Source organism: Streptomyces sp. NPDC000594, from assembly GCF_040299965.1.
Classification (GTDB): Bacteria; Actinomycetota; Actinomycetes; order Streptomycetales; family Streptomycetaceae; genus Streptomyces.
Genome location: NZ_JBEPCY010000002.1, coordinates 502,457 through 526,314, shown reverse-complemented (window position 1 = coordinate 526,314; position 23,858 = coordinate 502,457). Strand labels below are relative to the sequence as shown.

Here is a 23,858-nt window from a genome sequence, read left to right as displayed (position 1 = left end):
CGCCCCCGAGGGGGTGCGGGCCTCGCCCGTTCCGGTACGGGGTACGCCGAAGCAAGCCGGAGGTCGCCGGGGGGCCGGGCGGACGGGCCGTCAGACCACCTGGTGCAACCAGCGGACCGGTGCGCCCTCACCCGCGTACCGGAAGGACTCCAGCTCGTCGTCCCAGGGCTTGCCGAGCAGCTTCTCGATCTCCGCCGCCAGATCGGTCCCGTCCCGCGCGGCCCGCTGGAGCGCCGCCCGCAGCCGGTCCTCCGGGATGAGGATGTCCCCGTGCATCCCGGTGACGGCATGGAAGATCCCCAGTTCGGGGGTGGCGCTGTAGCGCTCGCCCTCGGCCTTGGCACAGGGCTCCGCAGTCACCTCGAACCGCAGCAGATGCCAGCCTCTGAGCGCGGACGCCAGCTGGGACGCCGTCCCCACCCCGGCCTGCCAGGAGAACTCGGCCCGCCAGGTGCCGGGCGCGGCGGGCTGCCGGATCCAGTCCAGCTGGACCCGGACCCCCAGCACGCCCGCGACCGCCCATTCGACATGCGGGCAGAGCGCGCGCGGTGCGGAGTGAATGTACAGAACACCACGTGTCGTCACCGGGACCTCCAGTGTGGGACGAGGATCGTCTTCCCAGCGGCCTCAGTAAACAGCATCGGGAGTTAATCTCCACAAAAGGGACAGCATGTGACGTGAGGTAATTTACCGAAACGCCGGGGCCGCCGGGCGTGAAACCTCTGCGTCGACGGGGAAAAGCTATCGTGCGTGGCTGCCCCGGGGGTGACGTAATCTCGGTCCCGGGACCGTACACACCACGCTTTCACTCGGCAGGACCTCGGGGGCAGTCGAAATCGGAGGGGAAACCGGGATGGACGAGACCCACGAGGCTCCTGGGGGCCGGCCCGCGCGCGAGGACCACGCGCCGGGGGCCGGACGGACCGCCGGGAGACATCGGCGTGGGCGGCGGGCGGCCACCGCCCTCGCCCTGGCGGCCCTGCTGACCACGGGGACGCTGACGGCGTGTGACACGTCGTCCGAGCAGGAGGAGCGCGGCGCACCCGTGAAGCGCGGCCCGGTCTGGAACCGCAGCCCGGACTCGATCGCCGCGGTGGGGGACTCCATCACCCGCGCCTTCGACGCCTGTCTGGTGCTCTCGGACTGCCCCGAGGCGTCCTGGGCCACCGGCACCGACAAGGAGGTCCGCAGCCTCGCGATGCGGCTGATCGGCGGCGGCGCCACCGGGGTCGCCCAGCGCACCTGGAACTACGCCCGCACCGGCGCCCAGGTCGCCGATCTGCCCGCGCAGATGGCCCGGGCGGCGGCCCGCAAGCCGGAGCTGGTGACCGTGCTGGTCGGCGCCAACGACGCCTGTGCGGACGCGCCGGAGTCGATGACCCCGGTGGCGGACTTCCGGGCCTCCTTCAGCGGCGCCCTGCGGGAGCTGCGGCGCACCGCCCCGAAGGCCCAGGTCTATGTCTCCAGCGTGCCGGATCTGAAGCGGCTCTGGTCCACCGGGAAGGACGACCCGCTGGGGCGGGCGGTCTGGAAGCTGGGCATCTGCTCCTCGATGCTGGGCGACGCCGAGGACGCGAGCGTACGGGCCGAGCAGCGGCGGGCGGCCGTGCAGCAGCGGGTGGTGGCGTACAACGGCGTCCTGAAGGACGTCTGCGCCGAGGACAGCCGCTGCCGGTACGACGGCGGGGCGGTCTTCGAGTACCGCTTCGGGACCGATCTGCTGAGCCGCTGGGACTGGTTCCACCCGAGCAAGGACGGCCAGGGGGCGCTCGCGGAGATCGCGTACCGCAACATCACCGCGGAGCGGCCCCCGAGGTGAGCCCCGCACGGCACGGTCCCGGCCGGGGACCTCTCCCGGGCGGCCGGGGACGTCTCCCGGGGCGGGGGCCTCTCCCCGGCGGCCGGGGACGCCTCCCGCGCCCGGTACGGGTCTGGCCAGGAGGACGATCATGAGGCGATACTTCCGCCACCCCCGACGGAAGGATTGCCGTATGTCCCCGATACGCGCCCGTGCCACCGTGCTCGGCACCGCGTTCGCCGCGGCCCTCACCCTCGCCGTGCCCGGCCCGGCGGCGGCCGCGCCCCCGGCACCGGCGCCGGCCGCGCCCACCGCCGAGGAGGCCCGGCTGGAGCGGGCCGTGCCCCAGGAGATCCTGCGGCGCAGCGGATTCGCCCCGGTGGCCCCGGCGTTCGGCCGCGCGCTGGACGCCGCGGACTCCTACCGCGAGGCCCAGCGGGCCGCCGAACGCCATGGCGCGGCGCTCTGGAAGCGCGCGGTGGACCGGGTGCAGGGGCGCGGCCCCGCACTCGGCGATCTGAGCCGGGACGACGACCGCCCGCTGTACTGGGCGCGCCTCGGCATGACCGCGGAACTGCGCACCTGGCAGCCGTCGTTCGCGCTGACCGAGGAGCGGCGGGCGAAGCTGCTGGCGAAGGTGGAGCGCGCCTCGCGCGGCCAGGACTCGATGGACTTCCCCGGGGGCCACCGGCACCGGGGCGAGCCGCTGAAGCGGATCGTGATGACCGGCTTCGACCCCTTCACCCTGGACCGGGACATCCGGATCAGCAATCCGTCGGGGGCGACCGCGCTGGCGCTGGACGGCACGGTGATCCGTACCGCCGACGGCCCGGCGCGGATCGAGACGGCCGTCTTCCCGGTCCGCTGGCGGGACTTCGCCGACGGCACGGTGGAGCGGACGCTGCGCGAGCGGCTGCCGGAGGCCGATGTCTTCACCACGGTGAGCCAGGGCCGTCCGGGCCGGTTCGACATCGAGCGCACCAACGGCGCCTGGCGGGGCGGTTTCCCGGACAACGAGAATGTCTCCCGGACGGAGACGGTGCCGGTACGGGATCCGGGGAGCCAGCCGCAGTGGACCTCGTCCACGCTGCCCGCGACGGCGATCGTCGCCGCGCCGACGGGCCGTTTCCCGGTGTACGACAACACCTCGGTGACGGAGATACCGGCGGGCGGCAGCGAGCCGGTGGTCCGTCCCGGCGGCCCGACCCCCGGGTCCACGGCCCGCCAGGGTGGCGGCGGCAACTATCTGTCGAACGAGATCGCCTACCGGGCGACGCTGCTGCGGGACCGGCTGGGGCTGTCCACGCCGGGTGGCCATGTGCACACCCCGGTACTGGAGTTCGGACCCGGGAACACGACGGAGATCACCGACCCGGCCTTCCTGGCGAACCGCCGGGACATCGTCGGACAGGTACGGGAGATCATCCGGGTCGCGGCCGGGCGCTGACGGCGCGGCGCCCTCCCGCCGCCCGCCGTCCGGCGATACGTTCCGCCGGACGGCAGGGCGGGCCCCACGCACCGATCATGGTTCCGCGGTGTCCGGCCAGGGGTAGCGTTCTGGTGCCCGTGCCACGGCAGAACGGAGACCGGTTATGCCCCCGTACACGGCCGAGCACCGGGACACGCGCAGCGCAGCGCATGTGCCCCGGGTCCGCCGTCCGATCCCCCGTCCGCTCCCCCGTGCCCTGGGCGGGGAAGGGCGGCGCCGATGAGCGGCCAGGGAGCGCACGAGGCCCGGCTATTGCCCTGGGCGACCCCGGAGGGCAAACCCTGTTATCTGGACAGCGACGGCAGCGGCTACATCTCCCGGGTCGCGGACACCGTCGAGAGTGTGCAACTCGGTCTGGCGGGCGATCTGCTGGACCATGCCGACGATCTGCTGGCGGAGGACGAGATCCCCACGGACCAGCTGCGGCAGATGCTCTCCCAGCTGACCGAGGCGCTGCGCAATGTGCACCGGATCGCCCAGAGCCGGGGCGCCCGGCTGCCGCTGGACCCGGACGGCTATGCCTGATCCGGTGCCCCGGCCCGGTCCGGTGTCCCGGCCTGCCCCGGTGACGTGGCCGGCTCCGGTGCCGTGGCCCGCTCCGGTGGCCCGGGGGCGGGCGGCGGCGGGCATCATGGGGCCATGAGAACGGCAGCGGCACAGTTCACCCCTGTTCCCGGCGAGGTCGGGGCCAATCTCCGTACGGTCGCCCGGCTGGTCCGCGACGCTTCCGCGCGCGGCGCCCGGCTGGTGGTCTTCGCGGAGCTGGTGGCGACCGGCTACGCGCTGGAGCCGATCGCGCGGGACCCCGGGCTCTGGCTCACCGAGGACGACCCCCGGCTGGAGCCGGTGCGCCGGGCCTGCCGGGAGACGGGGACGGCGGCGGTGGTCAACGCCGTCGTCGCGCCCGGGGCGGGCGCCACCCGGCCCACGATCACCTCGCTGGTGATCGGCCCGGAGGGGGAGTCCGCGGCCCGCTACGACAAGGTGCGTCTGCACGGCGAGGAGCTGGAGCTGTTCGCGGCGGGCGAGCGGGACGGCCGTTTCACCCTCGACGGGGTACGGGTGGCGCTGGCGGTCTGCTACGACAACCGCTTCCCCGAGGTGGCCCGGCGGGCGGCGGCGGACGGGTGCGCGCTGTATGTGGCCAGTTCGGCGCTGGAGCGCGGGAACGACTCCTTCACCGAGGTCTATCCGGTCCGCGCCCGGGAGTCCGGCCTCCCGGTGGTGCTCGCCAATCTGCTGGGCCGCTGGGACGTCGGCGACTGCCCCGGCGACAGCGGGATCTGGGCCCCGGACGGCTCCCTGGTGGCCACGGCGGGCCCGGCCGACCCCGGGCTGGCCCTCGCCGACCTCCCCGTGCCCGTACCGGCACCCGTACCGACGCCCTGAACGGGTCCGGGCCGGCTCCCCTGGGGGAAACCGGCCCGGAGACGTCTCAGGTCGTGTACGGGTTGTTCGGTACGGGTCCGCCGCCGCCGTACGGGGCGGTCGCGGGCGGCGGGGCCTGGACGGCGTCCGGGCCACCCGGGGTGTCGGGTGACCCAAGGCTGTCGGGGCTGTCGGGGCTCAGCTCCCGTACCATCAGCGTCGCGCCCGCCACCGCGCCCGGCATCAGGAACACCGCCACGAACGGCACCAGATACGCCACCGCCAGCGGTACCCCGAAGCCCAGGGTCATCATCTTCCGCCCGCGCAGCAGCCGCAGCCGCTCCTTGAGCTGCACCCCGCGCCGCTGGAGGGCGACCGCCGTCAGCTCCTCGGCGAGGAAGTAGCCGGTGACACAGACACCCAGCACCGGGACGACGGTCTGCCCGACCACCGGGATGAACCCCGCGGCGAAGAGCAGCACCCCGTAGATCGCGACCCGGACCAGGATCCGCAGCGAGTCCCGGGCCGACACCCACAGATCACGCCAGAACGACAGCCCCGACTCGGGGGCGTGGCCGCTCTCGCTGCGGTCGACCTCCTCGGAGAGGGACTCGTAGAACGGCTGCCCGACCAGCAGGGTCACCGCGGTGAAGGTGATCACCGCGAGGAAGAGCGCCAGGACCCAGAGGAGCGCGGTCAGAAAGCCCCGGAAGAGCCCGAGCCAGGGCGAGGACCAGTCGTCGGCGAAGGGGGTCGCCCAGCCCACGAGGTCGTTGCCGCCCCAGACGAGCCCGGCGAGGGCCGCGGCGTACAGCACCAGCGTCACCAGGCCGGGCAACAGCCCGAACCCGAGCCAGCGGCCGTGCACGCCGACCCAGCGCTGGCCCTTCATCAAGTAGCCGAAACCCACACCGAGATCACGCATGACCTCACCCTATCGGGCGTCCGGAAAGCTCCGCCGGGGCCGGTGGAGCCTCCCCGACACGAAAAATCAACCCCTTGATTGTTCGTGGCCACCACAGGTAGACCGTGCGTCATCGATCGTCGTGACCCGCGGGTCCGGGGCCCCCACCTCCGGAGCGGGCCCCGGCGGTCGGCCCCCCGATCCACCGGAGGTACCACGCATGGGCATATCCAGACCCGCTCTGGCCGCCACCGCGGCGCTCACCGCCGCCGCGCTTCTCGCCCCCGTACAGGCCGCCGCGGCGCCCGGCCCCGGCAAGGGCCCCGACGGCACGCACCCCGTCCGCGAACGGGGCAACGGCGACTCCGTCTTCACCAAGGCCCCCCGCTCGGCCGCCGAACGGGCCCTCGCCGGACGGGACCACATCCCCGGCGGAAAGTCCTCCGCCTACCCCCGGCGCACCGTGCTCACGGTCCCGCCCGTGAACACCGCCGACAAGTCCATCAAGCTCGGCCTGGTCCCGTACCACTCCATCGCGCCCCGGCTCAACGCCCTCCAGAAGCTGGGCGACCGGGTCAGCGTCGAGATCGCCGGGAAGTCCGCGAGCGGGCGTGAGCTGTATCTCGTCACCGTCACCGCGCCGGAGAGCGCCTCCGACGTCCGTGCGCAGGAGCGGATGCGGGAGCGGATCGAGAACGACCCCGCCGACGCCGCCCGCGACCGCAAAATCGCTTCCTCGTACAAGACGCCGGTCTTCATCAACAACAACATCCACGGCAACGAGTGGGAGGGCACGGACGCGGCCCTCGACCTGATCGAGGAGCTGGCCAGGGCCAATGACTCCCGGACCAGGGGTCTGCTGGCGAAGAACCGGATCTATCTCAACATCACGGCCAACCCGGACGGCCGGGTCGCCGGGACCCGGGCGAACGCCAACGGCTTCGATCTGAACCGCGACTTCATCACCGCCACCCAGCCCGAGACCCGGGCGATCCGGCGGCTCGCCATCGACAAGCAGCCCGCCGTGATGCTCGATCTGCACGGGTACGTCAATGGCACCCTGATCGAGCCGACGACCCCGCCGCACGGCGAGAACTACGAGTACGACCTCTTCCTGAAGAACTCCTACGCCAACGCGCTCGGCATGGAGAAGGCCGTCAACGCGCTCGGCTACACCTCCGAGAAGGACGGCGTCCTCCCGGCGGAGATCCCCTTCCGTGACTGGACGGAGGGCTGGGACGACTGGCCGCCGATCTTCACCCCGCAGTACATGCCCTTCCAGGGCGCCGTGGCCTCGCACACCATCGAGTTCCCGATGCGGGTCAACAACCGGGACTACGACACCCTGCCGGAGACGGAGCTGCGCCGCCGGGCGGCGATCAACACCGATATCGCGGGCGCGGCCATGCGGGCGACGCTCGACTACACCCGTACCCACCGCTCCTCGGTGATCGCCGACCAGATCGAGACCTTCCGGCGCGGCGCGGCGGGCGAGGCCCAGCGGCCGATCTCGTCCGAGACGGTGCCGGGGGTGCCCGGGATCGGTCCGGAGGACGTCTACACGGCGACCTTCCCCCGTGCCTATGTCATCCCCGCCGGGCGCGGACAGCGCAGCACGGTGGCGGCGGCCCGGCTGGTCGACCATCTGATCGCCAACGATGTCCGGGTGGAGCGGGCGCGGGTGCCGTTCCGGCTGGACGGAAAGGTCCACCCGTCCGGCTCGTATGTGGTGGACATGCGCCAGCCCAAGCGCGGTATCGCCAATGTGATGCTGGCGGACGGCCGGGACATCAGCGCCGATGTGTCGGCGATGTACGACATCTCGGGGTGGAGCCTGGGCCGGCTGTGGGGCGCGACGGTGGTCCGCGCCGAGAAGGGCCCGCTGCGGGTGACCGCCCGTGAGGTGACCGCGGCGGCCCCGACGGGCGAGGTCGCCCGGGGTGGCGCACTCCGTCTGGAGCTGACCGACCCCAAGGAGCTGGAGGCGGTGAACAGCCTGCTGAAGCAGGGTGTCGCGGTCCGGCGGGCCACGGACGGGGCGGCGATCGTCCCGGTCACGGCCCATAAGCGGGCGACCGAGCTGGCACAGCGGCTGGGTGTGCGGTTCACGGCGACCAGGGACCGGGGTGTCGCACCGATGGAGCGCACCCGGGTGGCCGCCTCGGTGAACGCGGGCGAGCTGTTCGCCCTGCGGGAGATGGGCTTCGATGTGGTGCCGGTGTCGACCGCGGTGCTGAACGCGGGCTTCGACTGGTCGGGCGTGGAGTCGCTGATCGTCTCCACGGGTCTGAGCCATGGCGCGCTGACGCCCGCCGCCCGGGACGCCTTCACGGCGAGCAAGGTCGGCGTGGTCGGTGTCGGGAACGGCGGCGCCGCCTTCACCAAGGCGGCGGGGCTGCTCCAGGCGACCGCCGTGGCGGGCAACCCGGACGCCAATGGCGTGGTACGGGTGACCAACGCGGGCGGGTCGATCACCGGTGGCGCCCAGGCGCACTCGTTTGTCTACACCCCGGTGTGGTTCACCGAGCTGGGGACGGGGGTACGGGTCGACCAGTCGTACGCGAAGGGCAATCCGCTGGTCGCGGGCCACTGGCGGGCGACCGGTGCGGGCACCGGTGGTCCGGCGGACGCGGCGGGCCGGCCGTCGGTCGTCAGCGGTACCTCGGCGAGCGGGGTGCCGGTGGCGCTCTTCGGGACGCAGCCGCTCTTCCGGGACCACCCGAAGGGTGCGTTCTCGCAGATCGGGCGGGCGCTGCTGAACCGCTGACCCGGGTCTTTCGAGAGGTGGGCCGTGCCCCGTCCGCAGCGCGGGCGGGGCACGGCCCTACGCGCCCACAGGGGTCAGAGGGATACGACCATCTTGCCGGTGTTCTCACCGCGCATCAGGCCCATGAACGCGTCGTAGCCGTTCTCGATGCCCTCGACCACGGTCTCGTCGTAACGCAGCTCACCGGAGGCGATCCAGCCGGCCACCTCCTGGACGAAACGGGGCTGGAGCTTCTGGTGGTCGTTGACCATCAGGCCCTCCAGGCGCAGCCGCTTGCCGATGATCATCGGGAGGTTGCGCGGTCCCGGGGGGTTCTCGGTCTCGTTGTAGAGCGAGATCATTCCGCAGATGACGGCCCGGCCGAAGTCGTTGAGGGAGGTGATGGCGGCCTCCAGGTGGTCACCGCCGACATTGTCGAAGTAGAGGTCGATGCCGTCGGGGGCGGCCTCGCGCAGCAGCTCGCCGACGGGGCCGCTCTTGTAGTTGAAGGCCGCGTCGAAGCCGTACTCCTCGGTGAGGAGCTTGACCTTGGCCTCGGAGCCCGCCGAGCCGATGACCCGGGAGGCGCCCTTGATCCGCGCCAGCTGCCCGACCAGGCTGCCGACCGCGCCGGCGGCGCCGGAGACGAAGACGGCGTCGCCCTCCTTGAAGGCGCCGACCTCGAAGAGCCCGGCGTACGCGGTGAGGCCGGGCATCCCCAGCACACCGAGGTAGGCGGAGAGCGGGGCCAGCTCCGGGTCGACCTTGACCGCCTGGGCGGCCGGGACCTCGGAGTACTCGCGCCAGCCGAGGAAGTGCAGGACATGGTCGCCGACGGCGATGCCCTCGGCGGCGGAGGCGATGACCTCGCCCACCGCGCTGCCCTCCATCGGGCGGTCGAGCCGGAAGGGCGGGATGTACGACTTCACATCGTTCATCCGGCCGCGCATATAGGGGTCGACGGAGAAGTACCGGTTGCGCACGAGGACCGAGCCCGGGGCCGGCTCCGTCACCGGAACCTCACGCAGGGCGACATCCTCCGCCTTGGGCCAGCCGTGGGGACGGGCGACGAGATGCCATGCGCGACCGGTCGCGGGAAGTGCGGACATGGTTCGGGTCCTCCTCGATTTGCTTCATCTACTGAAACAACCATGCCCATGGATATTTCATGATGTCAAGTATCGGGGTACGCTGAGTGTCATGGCCCCCAGCACACGTCCGGATCCCGTCACCCTCGAAGTCATCGACCTCATCGGCACCGTCGTGGCCCGCTACACCGCGGAGTACGAGCAGGCCGCCGCCCAGTACACGCTGACCGGCTCACAGGCCAAGGTGCTGGGGCTGCTCGCCCTGGAGCCGATGCCCATGCGCAGGATCGCCCAGCGGCTGAAGTGCGAGCCGTCCAATGTCACCGGCATCGTGGACCGGCTGGAACTGCGCGGCCTGGTGGAGCGGCGCCCCGACGCGCACGACCGCCGGGTCAAGCTCGCCGCCGCCACCCCGGCGGGGGCGGAGACGGTGGCCGGGGTGCGGGAGTCCCTGGACTTCGCCCGGGAGCCGCTGGGCCGGCTCTCGGAGGAGGAGCGCGGGGTCCTGCGGGATCTGCTGCTGCGGATGCTGGGCGAGGAGCCCGCGGCGGGGCGCGACGACGGCTGAGCCTCCCGGAGGCCCGGCGCCTTCGCTCCGGCGGCGGGCGGGGCGCCAGGATGGCCGTATGACCACCACCCCACCGCTCGGGCCGCTCGACTTCCAACTCGTCCTGCTGCGCCGGATGGCCGACTTCCACCCCGGCCCCGTCGAGGACGCCCGCCGCGAGCTGGGGAGTTTCTTTCGGATCAGGCTGGATCAGGGAGCGGGGTCTGGTGACGTGCATCGCAAGGCGGAGGATTGAGCCACTGCGGAGCATTGGTGATTGACGACAACGCGGCGAGGTGCGGTGCCAGGGCACGCGAGCCCAGCAAGATCCGAAAGAGACGACCTAAGCGTCTCCACCGCCCGGATGCGCGAGGCCAACCGCCGCTGGCAGGCGTCGGCGCACGCGCCCCGGGGCCCCGGCGCGCTCCGCCGCTACCACGCGGTCCTCGGCGCGCCCGAGAGCGATGAGCCGCGCCGGATCGGCGACCTGGAGTGCCGGGCGCTGCGCTGGCCCGTACCGCTCTGGCCGGACCTCCGCTTCGAGGTGCTGGTCACCACCCCGGGCGGCCAGGTGTGGAACGAGTGGCTGGTACGGGCCCCGGGGGCGAGCGGGCCCACGCTGCGCACCGCCGCCGATCTGACCCCCTGGGCCTGCACGGTGGACGAGGCCGCCCGCGCCTTCCCGCCGGCCGCGCCGATGCAGGGCTCGGCCCCCACCCGGTGGTCCCTCGCGCTCACCCTCCCGGGCGGGGAGCGGGCGGTGGCGGAGTTCACCTGGGGGCTCTTCCAGCGGCTCGTCCCACCCCGGGGATGACAGCCGGGATGACGACCGGGCCCCCGGGCGGCGGTCGGGGAGGGCGCCGGGGGTGGCCGCCCGGCGGGGGCGCGGGGCCCGTACCCGTCAAGCGGACACACCGTCATCTGGCGGAAAGTCAGCCCCGTACCCCCCGAGCGGCCCACTCAGCGCGCGCCACCGCACGCACCGCCGGACGATGCCATCAGGCACCGCACCCGGAAGGATCAGCCGTGACCGTCAGTCTCGACCAGCTGCGCCGCTGCCATATCGCCGTCGATCTGGGCGCCGCCAGTACCAGGGTCTATGTCAAGGGGGTGGGGCTCGTCGTGGACGAACCGAGCGTCGCCGCCGTGAACACCCGTAACGGCTCGCTCATCGCCGTCGGCGCGCTCGCCGAGAAGATGACCGGCCGCACCCCCGACTACATCCGGGTGGTCCGCCCCATCTCCGGCGGCACCGTCGTGGACATCGAGATGGCCCAGCGGATGATCCGCCATCTCCTCGGCGAGAAGCTCCGGCGGCAGCTGCGCCGCAAGCCCCGGCTGCGGGCCGCCGCCTGCACCCCCCATCTGAGCGATCCGCTCGCCCAGCGGGCGTCGGTCGAGACCCTCGTTGGGCTGGGCGCCCGCCGGGTGGAGCTGGTGGACACGCTGATCGCCGCCGCCGTGGGCTGCGGGCTGCCGGTGGAACAGCCCACCGCCACCATGATCATGGTGTGCGGGGCGGCCACCACCCAGATCGCGGTCCTCTCCCTCGGCTCCATCGTCACCGCCGAGCGGATCCCGGTCGGCGGCAACGCCATCGACAACGCGGTCATCCAGCATCTGCGCACCCAGCACGAGCTGATGCTGCCCAGCCAGTCGGTCCGCCCGCTCCAGCTGGCGCTGCACGGGAACGGGCTGCACTCGCACGGGCCGGAGTCCACGGAGATCCACGGGCGGGATGTGGCCACCGGTCTGGCCCGCTCGGTACGGGTGGACACGGCGGCGGTGCGCAACGCCATCCACACCCCGCTCACCTCGGTCATCGACGGCATCGGGAAGGTGCTGCGGGACTGCCCGCCGGATCTGGTCGCGGACCTCGCGGACCGGGGGATCACCATGGTCGGCGGCAGCGCGTTGCTGCCGGGCTTCGACCAGATGCTGCGGGACGCCACCGGGATGCCGGTACGGATCGCCGACCGGCCGGATGTCTGCGCGGTGCTGGGGCTCGGGGCGATGCTGGAGGGGAACATCCAGCCGCTGGTGCTCAATCCGCTGGCGGAGGTGGAGGAGTGAGCCCGCGGGCCCCGGCACCCGCAGGGGTCCCCCGGGGCCTTCCCGGGACCCGGGTGGGCTCTCCCAGGGCCCGGGACGGCTTTCCGGGGGTCCGGGCGGGGTGAACGACACGGACGACGGGGCCCGTACGGGGAACGGGAACGGCGGGCCCCGCTTGTCCCGGCTGCTCGAAGCGGTCCTCGGGGTCGGTATCGACCTCGGCCTCGCCCCCACCCTCCAGCGCCTGGTGGACACCGCCACCGAGCTGACCGGGGCCCGCCATGGCGCCCTGGGCGTGACCGACCCCGAACGCGGTGGCCTCGCCGCCCTCTTCACCTCCGGTCTCGGCCCCGCCGAGCGGGAGCGGATCGGCACGCCGCCGGACGGCGCCCCGGGGCTGACCGGGCTGCCGGACACCGGGCCCGCCGCGCGGGATCTCATCGGGGTGCCGCTCCGGGTCGGCTCCGAGGACTTCGGCACCCTCTGTCTCGCCGGCCCCTCCGGCGGGCGGAAGACCGCCTTCACCGGCGAGGACCTCGCGGTGCTGCGGGTGCTGGGCTCCCAGGCGGCCATCGCGATCGGCAATTCCCGGCTGTACGGGACGGCCCGCCAGCGGGAGCGCTGGATCGAGGGCGCCGCCGCCGTCACCACCGCGCTGCTGACCGGGGTGAGCCCCCTGGACGCGCTGGCCACCGTCGCCGAGCGGGCCAGGGTGCTCGCCGGGGCGGCGGCGGGGGTGGTCCTCCAGCCCACCGGCGGGGGCGGGATGGAGATCGTGGTCGCGAGCGCGCCGGACGACCCGGGCGGTCTGGTGGGCACGATGATCGAACCCGGGTCGCCCGTCCTGGTCCAGCTGCTGGGCGGGGAGCCGGTCTTCGTCGAGGACTCGGCGACCGACCCCCGGATGACCACCCCGGTACGGAGCCGGTTCGGCCCCTCGATGATGCTGCCGCTCCAGAGCGGGGGGCGGCTGATCGGCACCCTCGCCCTGCCCCGGAGCCAGGGCGCCCGCCCGTACACCGCCGTGGAAAGGCTGCTGGCGACCCAGTTCGCCTCCCAGGCGGCACTGGCGCTGGTGCTCGCCGACGCCCAGCAGGACCGGGCCCGGCTCGCGGTGTACGAGGACCGCGACCGGATCGCCCGCGATCTGCACGATCTGGTGGTGCAGCGGCTGTTCGCCACGGAGATGATGCTGGAGTCCACCCGGCGGCGGACGGCGGACCAGGACCCCTCGGCGGGGGAGCTGCTGGGCCGCGCCATCGATGAACTGGACTCCACCATCCAGGAGGTACGGACCGCGATCGTCGCGCTCCAGCAGCCGCCCGCGGACGCGCCGACGGGGCTGCGGGGACGGGTGCTGCGGGAGGTGTCCGGCGCCGCCGACCGGCTGGGCTTCCGGCCGTCGGTACGGTTCCGGGGCGCGGTGGACACCCTCGTCGGCGCGGGCACCGGACGGCGGGCGACCGTCGCGGTCCGGGAGGCGCTCCTCGCGGCGACGGAGCACCCGGGTGTCTCCTCGCTCACGATCGAGGTCGACGCGACGGTGACCCTCCCGGACGGCCGTCCGGGGCTGCGGGTGTCGGTGACCTCCGATGGCTCGACGACGACCTGGGAGTCCCCTCGCTGACGCCTCCCCACCGAACCCGAGCGACCTGACGGTGAGGCACCGCCGGACAGGTGCGTGGGACGACCCGCCGTCGCGGCGGGAGGAGATTCACCGCCGTGGGGCACCGCCGGGCACGCCGGTGGAGCCTCTCGTCGTCGCCGCGGAGGAGACGGCCTGCCCGGCCGTCAGCCGCAGAACATCCACCTCGCCGTGGGGCACCGCCGGACACGCCGGTGGAGCCTCCCGCCGTCGCGGCGGGAAGAAATGCACCGCCGTGGGGCACCGCCGGGCACGGCCGTGGGACGATCCGCCGTCGCGGCGGGAAGCGGAGGGGGCAGGGCCTACGCTGCCGTACGGGGGTCGGAAGGCTCTCGCGGACTTCGAGAGGACGAACGTGAGCGATCTCTTCCCCGCCCTGCGGACCTCGCCCGAGCGGCCCGCGCTCCGGTTCGGTGCGCGGGCGCTGACCTACGGTGGGCTGGCCGGGGCGGCGGACGCCCTCGCGGTGCGGATCCAGGGGGCCGCGCGGGTCGCGGTCTGGGCGACCCCCACCCTGGAGACCGCCGTCGGGGTGGTCGCCGGACTTCTCGCCCGGGTCCCGGTGATCCCGCTCAACCCCCGTACCGGCGAAGGCGAACTGGCGCACATCCTCAAGGACAGCGCCCCCTCACTCATCCTGGCCGCCCCCGGTGACGAACTGCCGCCCGCGCTGCGCGGGATCGAGCGCGTCGACATCGCGGTCCACGGAACCGCCGGGGCCTCCCCCGTACCGGAGACGGCGCCGGACCCGGGGTCCACCGCGCTGATCGTCTACACCTCCGGCACCACCGGCCCGCCCAAGGGCGCCATGCTGCCCCGGCGGGCGCTGACCGCCAATCTCGACGCGCTGGCCGCCGCCTGGTCGTGGACGGCCGACGATGTCCTCGTCCACGCGCTGCCCCTGTTCCATGTGCACGGGCTGATCCTCGGAGTGCTGGGCCCCCTGCGCCGGGGCGGTGAGCTGCGCCACCCGGGGGCGTTCTCGGTGGCGGCCGTCGCCCGGGAGCTGGCCGACGGCGGCACCCTGCTCTTCGGGGTGCCGACGATGTACCACCGGATCGCGGGGGCGCTCGACGGCGACGCGGAGCTGTGCGCGGCGCTGGGCCGCGCCCGGCTGCTGGTCTCGGGCTCGGCGGCGCTGCCCCTGACGGACCACCGGCGCATCGAGGCGGCCACCGGCCGCCGGGTGGTCGAGCGGTACGGCATGACGGAGACCCTGATCAGCACCAGTGTGCTGCCCGACGGCAGCGGCGGCGGACCCGGCTCGGTCGGGGTGCCGCTGCACGGTGTCGGGCTGCGGCTGGTGGAGGAGGACGGCACCGAGATCGGGGCGTACGACGGGACGACCATCGGCGAACTCCAGGTCCGCGGCGAGCAGCTGTTCACCGGCTATCTGAACCGTCCCGACGCGACCGCCGGCGCCTTCGACGGCGACTGGTTCCGCACCGGGGACATGGCGGTGCGGGAGGCGGACGGCGCGGTGCGGATCGTGGGCCGCCGGGCCACCGATCTGATCAAGAGCGGTGGCTACAAGATCGGCGCGGGGGAGATCGAGAACGCGCTGCTCGACCACCCGGGGGTGCGGGAGGCCGCCGTGACCGGTGAGCCCGACGCCGATCTCGGGGAGCGGGTGGTGGCCTGGATCGTCCCGGCCGCCGGGACGGACCGGCCCTCCGCCGGGGAGCTGGCAGACCATGTGGCGGCCCGGCTCGCCCCGCACAAGCGCCCCCGGGAGGTCCGCTTCCTGGAGGCGCTGCCCCGTAACGACATGGGCAAGGTACTGAAGCGGTCCCTGACCGCCTCCTTGCCCACATAGCCTCTGACCTGCGGTGACTGCGGGTCGGCGCGCGGCGACCCGCAGTCGCGCCTAGCGTGGGAGCGAGGGGGCCGCACGCAGGGAAGGCGGGAGCACCATGGCCGTACGACCGGAGGGCACCCCGTGCTGGGCGGACGCGTCGTTCGACGATCCCCCGGCCGCCCAGGACTTCTACGGTGAGCTGCTGGGCTGGACCTTCGGCGAGAGCGCCGAGGAGTACGGCGGCTACACCCAGGCGAGCGTGGACGGGGAGCTGGTGGCGGCGATATCGCCGAAGATGCCGGGTTCCGACGAGCCGACGGCCTGGAATCTGTACTTCGCCACCCCCGACGCGGCGGCCACCGCGGCCCGGATCCGGGAGAACGGCGGCACCCTGGCCGAGGAGCCGGTCCAGGTGGGCTCCTTCGGCACGATGGTGCGGGCGACCGACCCGAGCGGGGTGCCGTTCTGCGCCTGGCAGGCGGCCGACCACCAGGGCTTCGGCAGGACCGGTGAGCCGGGCGCCTTCGTCTGGGCCGAGGTCTGCACCCGGGACACCCGCAAGGCGGACGCCTTCTTCCCGGTGGTCTTCCCCTTCGAGGTCCAGCGGATGGTGAGCGACAAGGTCGACTTCAACGTCTGGAAGGTGGCGGGCGCCCCGGTCGCGGGACGGCTGCGGATGACGGCGAACTTCCCCGAGGCGGCCGACCCGTTCATCAATGTGTACTTCGCCGTCTCCGGGGTGGACGACACGGTGGCGACGGCGGTACGGCTCGGTGGGCAGCTGCTGTACGGGCCGACACCGAGCCCCTTCGGGCGGTTCGCGCCGCTGATGGACCCGCAGGGCGCGGTGTTCACGGTGATCGACACGGCCGACACCGAGGGCCCGATGCCCTCCTTCGACTGAGCCCGGCCCGGTCGTCCGGTCACCCGGCCCTCCGGCCGGAGGGAGTCAGCGCGCGCCCAGGGTGACGGCCGTCGCCGGGATCGCCGCCCAGATCTCCGTACCGTCGCCGATCCGCAGCTCGGCCACGGTCCGGGGGGTGGCCTCGGCGATCAGCTCCGGCAGCTCCGGCGAGGTGATCAGGATCCGCATCCGGCCGCCGGCCCGGGTGATCTCCCGTACCGTTCCGCGCCAGGCGTTCGGAGTGTCGCCGGCCGGGCGGGCGCGGTGGACGGAGACGGCCTCGGGCGGGACGACGGCGAGGGCGGGCGTCCCGGCGGGCAGCGGCAGCGGGTCGGCGGCGGTCAGCTCCGCCCCGCCGGGCAGCCGCAGCCCGCCCTCGGTGAGGGTGCCCGCCCAGGCGTTGTGGCCCAGCATGCGGGCGACCCAGGGGGTGCCGGGGCGGCGGGCGATCTCGTCGGGCGGGGCGTCCTGGCGGACCCGCCCGCCGTCGAGGACCAGCACCCGGTCGGCGAGGGAGAGCGCCTCCACCGGGTCATGGGTGACGATCAGACAGACCCCGGCGAAGCCCGCGAGATGGGTGCGCAGGGTGTGCCGGACCCGGGCGCGGGTGGTCTGGTCGAGCGCGGCCAGCGGTTCGTCGAGGAGGAGCAGCCGGGGGCGGGCGGCCAGCGCGCGGGCGAGCGCCACCCGCTGGGCCTGGCCCCCGGAGATCCGGTCGGGTCTGCGGTGGGCCAGTTCCCCGACGCCGAGCCGGTCCAGCCACTCCTGGGCCCGGCGGCGGGCCTCGGCGCGCGGCACACCCTGGGCGCGCGGCCCGTACGCGGTGTTGCCGAGGGCGGTCAGATGGGGGAAGAGGGCACCGTCCTGCGGGACCCAGGCGACGCCCCGGCGGTGCGGGGGCAGCGGGGTGATCTCGTCGTCGCCGAGGCGCAGGGCGGCGTGGGCGCGGGGGGTGAGCCCGAGCAGCGCGCGCAGCAGGGTGGTCTTCCCGGCGCCGTTGGGGCCGACGACGGCGAGGGTGGTGCCGGGGGCGGCGTCGAGGGTGAGCCGGGTGAAGCCGGTGAGGTCGGCGTGGAGGGAGGTGGGCTCCATGGCGACCGGCCCCATGGCGAGGGATCCCGTACCGCCGGAATCCGTACCCACAGGTCCCGTACCCACGGCCTCTCCGCCCGGGCCGGGCTCCTCGTCCGCCGGGGGCGGCCCGGCGGGCGCGGGCTCCGCCGCCCTCGGGGTCCACCGGCCGCGCAGCGCCACCAGGACCGCCATGGCGATGGCGAGCAGCAGCAGGGAGACGGAGGTGGCGGCCCTCGGGTCCTGCTGGAGCAGCAGATAGACCTGGAGCGGCAGGGTCTGGGTGGCGCCCGGGAGGTTCCCCGCGAAGGTGATCGTCGCCCCGAACTCGCCGAGGGCGCGGGCCCAGGTGAGCGCCGCCCCGGCGAGCAGCCCGGGGGCGACCATCGGCAGGGTGACGGTGGCGAAGACCCGTACCGGCGACGCGCCGAGGGAGGCGGCGGTCTCCTCGTACCGGGGGCGCAGTCCGCGGAGCGCGCCTTCGAGGCTGATGACGAGGAACGGCATCGCGACAAAGGTGGCGGCGACGACCGCGCCCGCGGTGTGGAAGGGGAGGACGATGCCGAGGTTCTCCTCCAGCCAGGGGCCGAGCAGGCCCCGGCGGCCGAAGCCGAGCAGCAGGGCGACACCGCCGACGGTGGGCGGCAGCACCATGGGCAGCAGGACCAGGGAGCGGACGAGGGCCTTGCCCCGGAAGGGGACCCGGGCCAGCAGCCAGGCCAGGGGGACGCCGAGGAGCAGGGAGAGCCCGAGGGCCCAGCCGGAGACGACCAGGGAGAGCCGCAGCGCCTCGACCACCGCGGGGTCGGTGAGATGGGTGCCGAGTTCGCCCCACTCGGTACGGGCGAGGATGCCGGCGAGGGGCAGCAGCAGAAAGGCCACGGCGAGCAGCGCGGGCACCGTGAGCAGCAGCGGTGCCCGGGTGCCGGCGCGCCCCGGGGCGCGTCTCACCGCGCGTCCCGGGGCGGACGGTCGGTGGCGGTCATGGCCGCTGGAATCCGGCGTCCTGGAGGATCTTCTGGGCCCGGGGGCCGCTGAGCCAGGTGACGAACCGGTCGGCGGCTTCGGTGTTCTTCGACTCCTTCAGGGTGGCGGCGGGGTAGCGGGCGATGGCGTTCTGCGCGTCGGGGACGGTGATGGCGTCGGTGGTGTCCTCGGCGGTGGCGGCGTCGGTGCGGTAGACGAGCCCAGCGTCGGCCTCGCCGAGCTGGACCTTGCTGAGGACGGCGCGCACATTCGGTTCCTGGGAGACCGGCTTCACGGTGAGCCGCTGTTCCTGGAGGATCTGGCGGCTGTAGCGGCCGACGGGGACCTCGGGGGCGGCGAGGACCACCTTCAGCTCGGTGTCGGTGAGGTCGCTCAACGCGTCGACCTGGTGGGGGTTGCCGTCGGCGACGGCGATGACCAGGCGGTTCCTGGCGATGACGGTGGGCTTTCCGGTGTCGGCGCGCAGTCCGTCCATGGTGGTGGTGTCGGCGGTGACCAGGGCGTCGGCGGGGGCTCCCTGGCGGACCTGGGCGGCGAGTTCCTGGGAGCCGGCGAAGGAGAAGGCGACCTTGGTGCCGGGGTGCTCCTTCTCGTAGGCGGCCCCGGCGGTGGTGAAGGCGTCGGTGAGCGAGGAGGCGGCGAGGACGGTCAGCCGGGTGTCCTTGGCCTTGCCGTCGCCGCCGCCGTCGCCGCCGTTCCCGCTGTCGTCCCCGCCGCAGGCGGTGAGGGAGACCGCGAGGGCGCAGGTCAGCGCGGCGGCGGTCAGGGAACGGCGGTGGGCGGCGGGCCTCATGGGTGTACTCCTTCGGGTCCCCGACCCGGCCCCTCGGGCGGCCGGGTGGTCGGTGGCAGGCGGACGGAAGCGACGGATGCCGGGCGGGCGGACGGGGTCGGCGCCGGGCGGTCAGACGCGGTCGATATGGACATTGGTCGACTTGACCCGGGCGGTGGCCCGCATGCCGACCTCCAGGCCGAGTTCCTCGACGGCCTCCCGGGTGAGCAGGGAGACCAGCCGGTGCGGCCCCGCCTGGATCTCGACTTGGGCGGCCACATCGCCGAGCTTCACGGCGGTGACGATCCCGGCGAACGCGTTGCGCACCGAGGTCCGGGGGACGTCGTCGTCCCCGGTCGCCGACTGGGCCAGCTCCACGGAGAAGGCGGCGAGGTCGCGCCCGTCGACCACCCGGCGACCGCCCTCGTCGCGATGGGTCGCGAACCGGCCCGCGTCCGCCCAGCGGCGCGCGGTGTCGGGGCTGACGCCGAGCAGACGGGCGGCCTGACCGATGGTGTAGGACTGCATATGCGGCACGCTATGTCGATCGAACACGCATCTGCAAGGTGATGCACCGATACCGGGTGGCAGATCAGCGGGCCGCGCCGGGCGGCCGTCACCCCGGTCCACCGGGCGCCCTCTTCCGCCGTTCCGGTGAATCCCGCACCCGTACACCTGTTCTCCACCCCCTTCCCCTCCGCCCTTTTTCCCTCCGTTTCCCCTCTGCTTTCGTCCGCGGGGGTGAACTCGGCCGGGCCGCGAAAAAGGTATCTCCCCGGTGGATCGAAGCCGCTCATCGGCTACCGTGTACCGGCCTCCCGACATCCGCCGCCCGGTCTTCGATTCACCGCCGCCGCCCCTTGCCCGAATTTCTTTTCCGGCGCAACCGGAGAGCGGCCGGGTGAGGGTATTCCGTCCACCCAACGGAGCCGTACGGCCCTGCGGACACCCCCGCACGAGGGCGATCACCGCACGTCGGAGCGGTGTTACCGGGATGCGGTACGGGGGTTCGCGACCCGGCCGCCACCGGCGCCGACCCCCCGGGCGACAGCATCACGCGCACCACACGGACTCGCCTTTCCCATCATTCCCAGAAGCCCGCATACGCTAGAAAACTTGCGCGCCCAACCACCCACAGGCACCCTACCCCTCCCCACTGATCACCCTGCGTACCTTCCCGGAACGGATCTGTTTCGCCCCATAGCAGATATGGAATAGCCCCTTCGTCCAGAGCAATTCCACGACAGAAAGGAATTATCATGTCTGTGGAAAATATGACCGCCGATCTGACGGTCACGCACGAAGTCCACGCCCTCATCGCCGCCGAGGGCGAGGCTTCGCGCAGCTTCGGCCCGGGTTCGGTCGAGGGAGCGGGCATCCTCCTGCTCGCCCTGCTCCTCTCCGCCAACCCCCGCCGTAACGAGCCCATCGAGGACGCCTTCGGCGGTTCGGTCCAGAACCTCGCCTGCGCGGCGGCGTTCTGAGGGCATGGTCGATGACGACTTCGCATCAGCCGTCGCCGAGTTCGGTCGAGACGGCCACGTGTGTGCTGGCGGGCGCGCTCACCCGGGCGCTTCAGAAGGGCGGCGACACCTTCGGTGTGCGCCGTTCCCTCGACGCCTGGGGTGACCGTACGGGCGGCCTCGCCGCCGTGCGGGTGCTGGGCGCGGATGTGCTCACCCCGTTCGTCCTCACAGGACGCCCTCTGCCGGCCGAGGACGCGGCGCTGGTGCGGACCGCGGTGCGGGCTCACCCCGCACCGCGGCATCAACCACTGGAGGCGGCGCTCTGGGGGGCCCGGGACGCCGCGCTCGTCCGCGCGCTCGCCGCCCTGGGGGTGGACGGGACCGACTGGGAGGGGCTCGCCCCCGCCCCGCCCCTCTCCGGAGGGCTCGCCCCCGACTGGATGTCGCTGACCGCGGTCCTGGTGCCGCTGGCCTCCGCGGCCCACCCCTTCACCGACACGGCCCTCCGCTCCCAGCTCGCCGGGCGCCGGCTGGACCTCTCCCGCGGCCTGGTGCGCGCCCTGCTCCGCCGGGATCTGCTGAGCGCGGCACGGATGGCCCGCTGGCTGGTCCTGGACACCCCGGCCGCCGCACCGGACCTGGTCACCCCCGCGCTGGAGCATCTGGAGGTGCTGGGCGCCGACGATCCCCGGGTGCAGCTCGAAGTGGCCGTAGCCCGCCGCCTGATGGCGCGTACACCGTGCTGACAGTTCACGAAGGAGAGGGCATGGACGCCGAAGCGGTACGGCTGGCCCGGCAGGTCAGTGAGGGTGCGACGGAGTGGCTGGGGCGGATGCGCGGCGCGTTCGCGCTCGGTCGTGACGTACCCGACTATGAGATCGACGCCGACCAGCTCAAGGCGCTCAGCGAACTGACCCTGGCGGTGAGCACGGTGCACCGGGAGGCCGTCGCCGGCCGGCGGTGCGCGGCCACCGCGGAGTCGCTGCTGGACTACGCCTGGCGGCAGTTCGACGAGGGGGAGCTGCTCTACCGGCTCCAGGTCTACACCCCCGCGGCCACCCACCCCATGGAGATCTACGGGCTGTTCGCCGCCGTGGGCCTGCGCCATCAGCGGATGGACGATCTGTCGGCGCATCTGATGGGGCTGCGGGCGGCGCGCTCCACCGAGCATGTGCCCAACCGCAGGCTCGCGGTCGCCGCGTCGGCCCGGCGGATCGGGGTCCCCGTCCAGGACGACATCAAGGAGCTGACCGACCGCACCTGGCTGGGCGGCACCCCCGAGCCCTGGATGATGGACGCCAACAACGCCTACGGGGTCACCCACACCGTCTTCCATCTGACGGACTACGGCAATGACCCCGACGGGCTCGCCGAACCGCTCCAGGACTACCTCCAGCTGTGGCTGCCGGTCTGGGTGGAGGTCTTCGCCGAGACCCGCTTCTGGGATCTGCTGCTGGAGTTCCTCATCGTGGGGACCTGTCTGAAGCGGCCGCTCTTCTTCCCCGAGGTGTGGAAGCAGGTGGCCCGCGCCCAGCAGGACGACGGCATGATGCCCAACGGGCTGACCGTGCCGCCGCCGGACGCGCAGCAGGCCTGGGTCAACCACCACCACCCCACCATCGTCGCCGCCGTCGCGGGCACCCTGACGATCTCCCGCGCCCTCACCCTCACCACGGCGGGGGCGGGCCGCGCATGAGCCGTCCCGACACGGCCGGGGCCCTGCTCCGCCATGTCCGGCGGCTCGTGGACGACGGGACCGCCACCGCGGCGGCCGGGGCGGTGATCCGCGGGCCCGACCGGGCCGCCGCCGCCTTCGGCCACCGCGGGCGGCCCGGCGGCGGGGCACCACCCGCCGGGCCCGGCACCCTCTTCGCCCTGGGCTCCCTCACCAAGACCTTCACCACCCTGCTCCTCGCCGAGATGGCCGCCGCCGGGACGGTCGGGTACGACGACCCGATCGAGACCCATCTGCCACCGGGGGCCCGGCCCCGGCCGGGGTCCGAGAGCGTCACCCTCGCCGATCTCGCCACCCACAGCGGGGGGCTGCCCCGGCTCCCGGCCAACCTCTACGCCAAGGCCCTGCGGAACTGGCGCGGGGACCCGTACGCCGCCTACGGTCCGGCCGATCTCCACCGGGCCACCGCCCGGCTGCGGCCCCGGCCGGGCCCCCGGCCCGTGCGGTACTCCACCTTCGGCGTGGGGCTGCTCGGCCATCTCCTCGCGGGGGCCGCCCGGACCCCGTACCCGGCGCTGCTCACCGCCCGGGTCCTCGGGCCGCTGGGGCTCGACCGCACCCTGGTCCCGGACGCCGCCGACCTCGCGGCCGACACCGCGACCGGGCACCGGCGCGGCCGTCCGGTGCCGCACTGGCGCTTCGACGCGCTCGCCGGGGCCGGCGCGCTCTACTCCTGTGCCGACGATCTCCTCAGCTATCTGGGCGCCCTCCTCGAACCGGCGGGCGCGCCGGGCCCGCTGGCCGAGGCCCTCGCCGTGGTCCGCACCCGCCACCGGCCGGGCCCGAGCGGCCGGGACGACCAGGCCCTCGGCTGGGACCTGCGCGAGATCAACGGCCGTACCCTGCTCTGGCACACCGGCGGTACGGGCGGCTTCACCTCCTACGCGGCCTTCAGCCCGGACGCGCGTACCGCCGTCGCGGTCCTCGCCAACGCCACCCCCACCCGCGCCCAGCCCGTCCTCCGCACGGCCCGCCGCCTCTTCCGCGAGACCACCTTCGGCTGACCCCCCGGCAGGCCCGGAGCCCCGGCGGAGCGGGACGGGCCGGGCGGGAGTGGGAGCCGGATGAACCGGGATGGAACTGGACGGACCGGGTCCGCTGGGCCGGATGGGGATTCCCCGCGCCCGGACCCGCGCGTCCACGTGCGGATCTTCGGCGGGCGTGCTGTGATCATCCTGCTCCGGGGCCGCCGGCGGATCGGCGAACGACCCCTCCGGAATGTGACCGGAAACACAAAAGCGCCCCGCACAGAATCGTCGTCGCTGCTCAGAACGATTCTGTACGCGGGGCGCACGGGTGGGGCGGGTGGGACTCGAACCCACGGCCGACGGATTATGAGTCCGCTGCTCTAACCGGCTGAGCTACCGCCCCTAACGGCGCGTCGCGCACAGGTGTGCGCGCCGTCTGCCGCAGCATAGCCGCTCATACGATCTCCTGCTCCGGATGGTCGGCAACGCTCACCGGAGAAGACCACGTGGCGGCCCGCAC

The 23,858-nt window shown here is 73.6% G+C and carries 21 protein-coding genes, 1 tRNA gene and 1 pseudogene; 16 read left to right on the top strand and 7 right to left on the bottom strand.

Annotation, left to right across the window (positions count from 1 at the left end; translation table 11 throughout):
- Positions 1–90 precede the first annotated feature (90 nt).
- On the bottom strand, positions 91–585 hold the full coding sequence (locus tag ABT354_RS04980; protein WP_351489086.1) for a DUF3145 domain-containing protein: 495 nt from the start codon (positions 583–585) through the stop codon (positions 91–93).
- A gap of 268 nt (positions 586–853) precedes the next feature.
- Here ABT354_RS04980 and ABT354_RS04975 point away from each other — a divergent pair, with 268 nt between their 5' ends.
- From ABT354_RS04975 to ABT354_RS04960, 4 genes are all read left to right on the top strand, one after another.
- Entirely contained in the window at positions 854–1,819 is a 966-nt protein-coding gene (locus tag ABT354_RS04975) for an SGNH/GDSL hydrolase family protein (RefSeq protein ID WP_351489083.1), read from the top strand.
- Positions 1,820–1,991: 172 nt separating this feature from the next.
- Positions 1,992–3,245, top strand: a complete 1,254-nt coding sequence (locus ABT354_RS04970) for a pyroglutamyl-peptidase I (RefSeq protein ID WP_351489081.1) — start codon at positions 1,992–1,994, stop codon at positions 3,243–3,245.
- Positions 3,246–3,506: 261 nt separating this feature from the next.
- Positions 3,507–3,812, top strand: a complete 306-nt coding sequence (locus tag ABT354_RS04965; RefSeq protein WP_351489079.1) for a hypothetical protein — start codon at positions 3,507–3,509, stop codon at positions 3,810–3,812.
- A 114-nt stretch (positions 3,813–3,926) separates the two neighbouring features.
- A complete protein-coding gene (locus ABT354_RS04960; RefSeq protein WP_351489077.1) occupies positions 3,927–4,676 on the top strand; it encodes a carbon-nitrogen hydrolase family protein in 750 nt (249 codons plus the stop codon).
- Between the two features lie 46 nt (positions 4,677–4,722).
- Here ABT354_RS04960 and ABT354_RS04955 read toward each other — a convergent pair whose 3' ends face one another.
- Positions 4,723–5,580 carry an EI24 domain-containing protein gene (locus ABT354_RS04955; protein WP_351489074.1) on the bottom strand — a complete coding sequence of 286 codons (858 nt, stop codon included), beginning with the start codon at positions 5,578–5,580 and terminating at the stop codon, positions 4,723–4,725.
- Between the two features lie 199 nt (positions 5,581–5,779).
- On the opposite strand from ABT354_RS04955, the gene ABT354_RS04950 reads away from it, so the two are divergent.
- A complete protein-coding gene (locus tag ABT354_RS04950; protein WP_351489072.1) occupies positions 5,780–8,326 on the top strand; it encodes a M14 family zinc carboxypeptidase in 2,547 nt (848 codons plus the stop codon).
- A 74-nt stretch (positions 8,327–8,400) separates the two neighbouring features.
- On the opposite strand, the gene ABT354_RS04945 is transcribed toward ABT354_RS04950, so the two are convergent.
- The gene (locus ABT354_RS04945; RefSeq protein WP_351489070.1) at positions 8,401–9,414 is read right to left on the bottom strand and encodes an NADP-dependent oxidoreductase; all 1,014 of its coding nucleotides are present in this window, start codon (positions 9,412–9,414) and stop codon (positions 8,401–8,403) included.
- Between the two features lie 91 nt (positions 9,415–9,505).
- On the opposite strand from ABT354_RS04945, the gene ABT354_RS04940 reads away from it, so the two are divergent.
- The 7 genes and pseudogenes from ABT354_RS04940 to ABT354_RS04910 all read left to right on the top strand — a co-directional run bounded on the left by ABT354_RS04940 (position 9,506) and on the right by ABT354_RS04910 (position 16,339).
- Entirely contained in the window at positions 9,506–9,961 is a 456-nt protein-coding gene (locus ABT354_RS04940; RefSeq protein WP_351489068.1) for a MarR family winged helix-turn-helix transcriptional regulator, read from the top strand.
- Positions 9,962–10,019: 58 nt separating this feature from the next.
- The gene (locus ABT354_RS04935; protein WP_351489212.1) at positions 10,020–10,196 is read left to right on the top strand and encodes a hypothetical protein; all 177 of its coding nucleotides are present in this window, start codon (positions 10,020–10,022) and stop codon (positions 10,194–10,196) included.
- Between the two features lie 63 nt (positions 10,197–10,259).
- Positions 10,260–10,754: pseudogene (locus ABT354_RS04930) on the top strand (hypothetical protein); the annotation flags it as partial.
- Positions 10,755–10,966: 212 nt separating this feature from the next.
- Positions 10,967–12,013: a rod shape-determining protein gene (locus ABT354_RS04925; RefSeq protein WP_351489065.1), complete on the top strand. Its 1,047-nt coding sequence runs from the start codon at positions 10,967–10,969 to the stop codon at positions 12,011–12,013.
- A gap of 100 nt (positions 12,014–12,113) precedes the next feature.
- Positions 12,114–13,619, top strand: coding sequence for a sensor histidine kinase (locus ABT354_RS04920; RefSeq protein WP_351489062.1), 1,506 nt, complete (start codon positions 12,114–12,116; stop codon positions 13,617–13,619).
- Between the two features lie 373 nt (positions 13,620–13,992).
- Positions 13,993–15,453 (top strand): acyl-CoA synthetase, encoded by a 1,461-nt coding sequence (locus ABT354_RS04915; protein ID WP_351489059.1) that lies wholly within the window; start codon positions 13,993–13,995, stop codon positions 15,451–15,453.
- 97 nt (positions 15,454–15,550) lie between these two features.
- Positions 15,551–16,339, top strand: coding sequence for a VOC family protein (locus ABT354_RS04910; RefSeq protein ID WP_351489057.1), 789 nt, complete (start codon positions 15,551–15,553; stop codon positions 16,337–16,339).
- Positions 16,340–16,384: 45 nt separating this feature from the next.
- On the opposite strand, the gene ABT354_RS04905 is transcribed toward ABT354_RS04910, so the two are convergent.
- From ABT354_RS04905 to ABT354_RS04895, 3 genes are all read right to left on the bottom strand, one after another.
- Positions 16,385–18,361, bottom strand: coding sequence for an ABC transporter permease (locus tag ABT354_RS04905; RefSeq protein WP_351489054.1), 1,977 nt, complete (start codon positions 18,359–18,361; stop codon positions 16,385–16,387).
- Between the two features lie 31 nt (positions 18,362–18,392).
- Entirely contained in the window at positions 18,393–19,190 is a 798-nt protein-coding gene (gene modA, locus ABT354_RS04900; protein WP_351489051.1) for a molybdate ABC transporter substrate-binding protein, read from the bottom strand.
- 111 nt (positions 19,191–19,301) lie between these two features.
- A complete protein-coding gene (locus ABT354_RS04895) occupies positions 19,302–19,697 on the bottom strand; it encodes a TOBE domain-containing protein (RefSeq protein ID WP_351489048.1) in 396 nt (131 codons plus the stop codon).
- Positions 19,698–20,428: 731 nt separating this feature from the next.
- On the opposite strand from ABT354_RS04895, the gene ABT354_RS04890 reads away from it, so the two are divergent.
- Genes ABT354_RS04890 through ABT354_RS04875 form a run of 4 tightly spaced genes read left to right on the top strand, consistent with a single transcriptional unit; the run spans position 20,429 to position 23,374 of the window.
- Positions 20,429–20,653, top strand: coding sequence for a hypothetical protein (locus ABT354_RS04890; RefSeq protein WP_351489045.1), 225 nt, complete (start codon positions 20,429–20,431; stop codon positions 20,651–20,653).
- Positions 20,654–20,664: 11 nt separating this feature from the next.
- A complete protein-coding gene (locus ABT354_RS04885) occupies positions 20,665–21,381 on the top strand; it encodes a hypothetical protein (RefSeq protein ID WP_351489042.1) in 717 nt (238 codons plus the stop codon).
- A 20-nt stretch (positions 21,382–21,401) separates the two neighbouring features.
- Positions 21,402–22,331 carry a DUF6895 family protein gene (locus tag ABT354_RS04880; RefSeq protein ID WP_351489040.1) on the top strand — a complete coding sequence of 310 codons (930 nt, stop codon included), beginning with the start codon at positions 21,402–21,404 and terminating at the stop codon, positions 22,329–22,331.
- Positions 22,328–23,374: a serine hydrolase domain-containing protein gene (locus ABT354_RS04875; RefSeq protein WP_351489038.1), complete on the top strand. Its 1,047-nt coding sequence runs from the start codon at positions 22,328–22,330 to the stop codon at positions 23,372–23,374. The genes ABT354_RS04880 and ABT354_RS04875 overlap by 4 nt, the downstream gene beginning before the upstream one ends.
- A 293-nt stretch (positions 23,375–23,667) precedes the next feature.
- Here ABT354_RS04875 and ABT354_RS04870 read toward each other — a convergent pair.
- Positions 23,668–23,741 (bottom strand) — tRNA-Ile (locus tag ABT354_RS04870).
- Positions 23,742–23,858: the final 117 nt, after the last annotated feature.

Excerpts from the sequence above, each read along its gene's own strand:
- ABT354_RS04945 (WP_351489070.1), bottom strand. The coding sequence starts at position 9,414 with ATGTCCGCACTTCCCGCGACCGGTCGCGCATGGCATCTCGTCGCCCGT.
- ABT354_RS04885 (WP_351489042.1), top strand. The coding sequence starts at position 20,665 with ATGACGACTTCGCATCAGCCGTCGCCGAGTTCGGTCGAGACGGCCACG.
- ABT354_RS04880 (WP_351489040.1), top strand. The coding sequence starts at position 21,402 with ATGGACGCCGAAGCGGTACGGCTGGCCCGGCAGGTCAGTGAGGGTGCG.
- modA (WP_351489051.1), bottom strand. The coding sequence starts at position 19,190 with ATGAGGCCCGCCGCCCACCGCCGTTCCCTGACCGCCGCCGCGCTGACC.
- ABT354_RS04965 (WP_351489079.1), top strand. The coding sequence starts at position 3,507 with ATGAGCGGCCAGGGAGCGCACGAGGCCCGGCTATTGCCCTGGGCGACC.
- ABT354_RS04890 (WP_351489045.1), top strand. The coding sequence starts at position 20,429 with ATGTCTGTGGAAAATATGACCGCCGATCTGACGGTCACGCACGAAGTC.
- ABT354_RS04895 (WP_351489048.1), bottom strand. The coding sequence starts at position 19,697 with ATGCAGTCCTACACCATCGGTCAGGCCGCCCGTCTGCTCGGCGTCAGC.
- ABT354_RS04975 (WP_351489083.1), top strand. The coding sequence starts at position 854 with ATGGACGAGACCCACGAGGCTCCTGGGGGCCGGCCCGCGCGCGAGGAC.
- ABT354_RS04950 (WP_351489072.1), top strand. The coding sequence starts at position 5,780 with ATGGGCATATCCAGACCCGCTCTGGCCGCCACCGCGGCGCTCACCGCC.
- ABT354_RS04910 (WP_351489057.1), top strand. The coding sequence starts at position 15,551 with ATGGCCGTACGACCGGAGGGCACCCCGTGCTGGGCGGACGCGTCGTTC.
- ABT354_RS04955 (WP_351489074.1), bottom strand. The coding sequence starts at position 5,580 with ATGCGTGATCTCGGTGTGGGTTTCGGCTACTTGATGAAGGGCCAGCGC.
- ABT354_RS04935 (WP_351489212.1), top strand. The coding sequence starts at position 10,020 with ATGACCACCACCCCACCGCTCGGGCCGCTCGACTTCCAACTCGTCCTG.
- ABT354_RS04940 (WP_351489068.1), top strand. The coding sequence starts at position 9,506 with ATGGCCCCCAGCACACGTCCGGATCCCGTCACCCTCGAAGTCATCGAC.
- ABT354_RS04875 (WP_351489038.1), top strand. The coding sequence starts at position 22,328 with ATGAGCCGTCCCGACACGGCCGGGGCCCTGCTCCGCCATGTCCGGCGG.
- ABT354_RS04960 (WP_351489077.1), top strand. The coding sequence starts at position 3,927 with ATGAGAACGGCAGCGGCACAGTTCACCCCTGTTCCCGGCGAGGTCGGG.
- ABT354_RS04970 (WP_351489081.1), top strand. The coding sequence starts at position 1,992 with ATGTCCCCGATACGCGCCCGTGCCACCGTGCTCGGCACCGCGTTCGCC.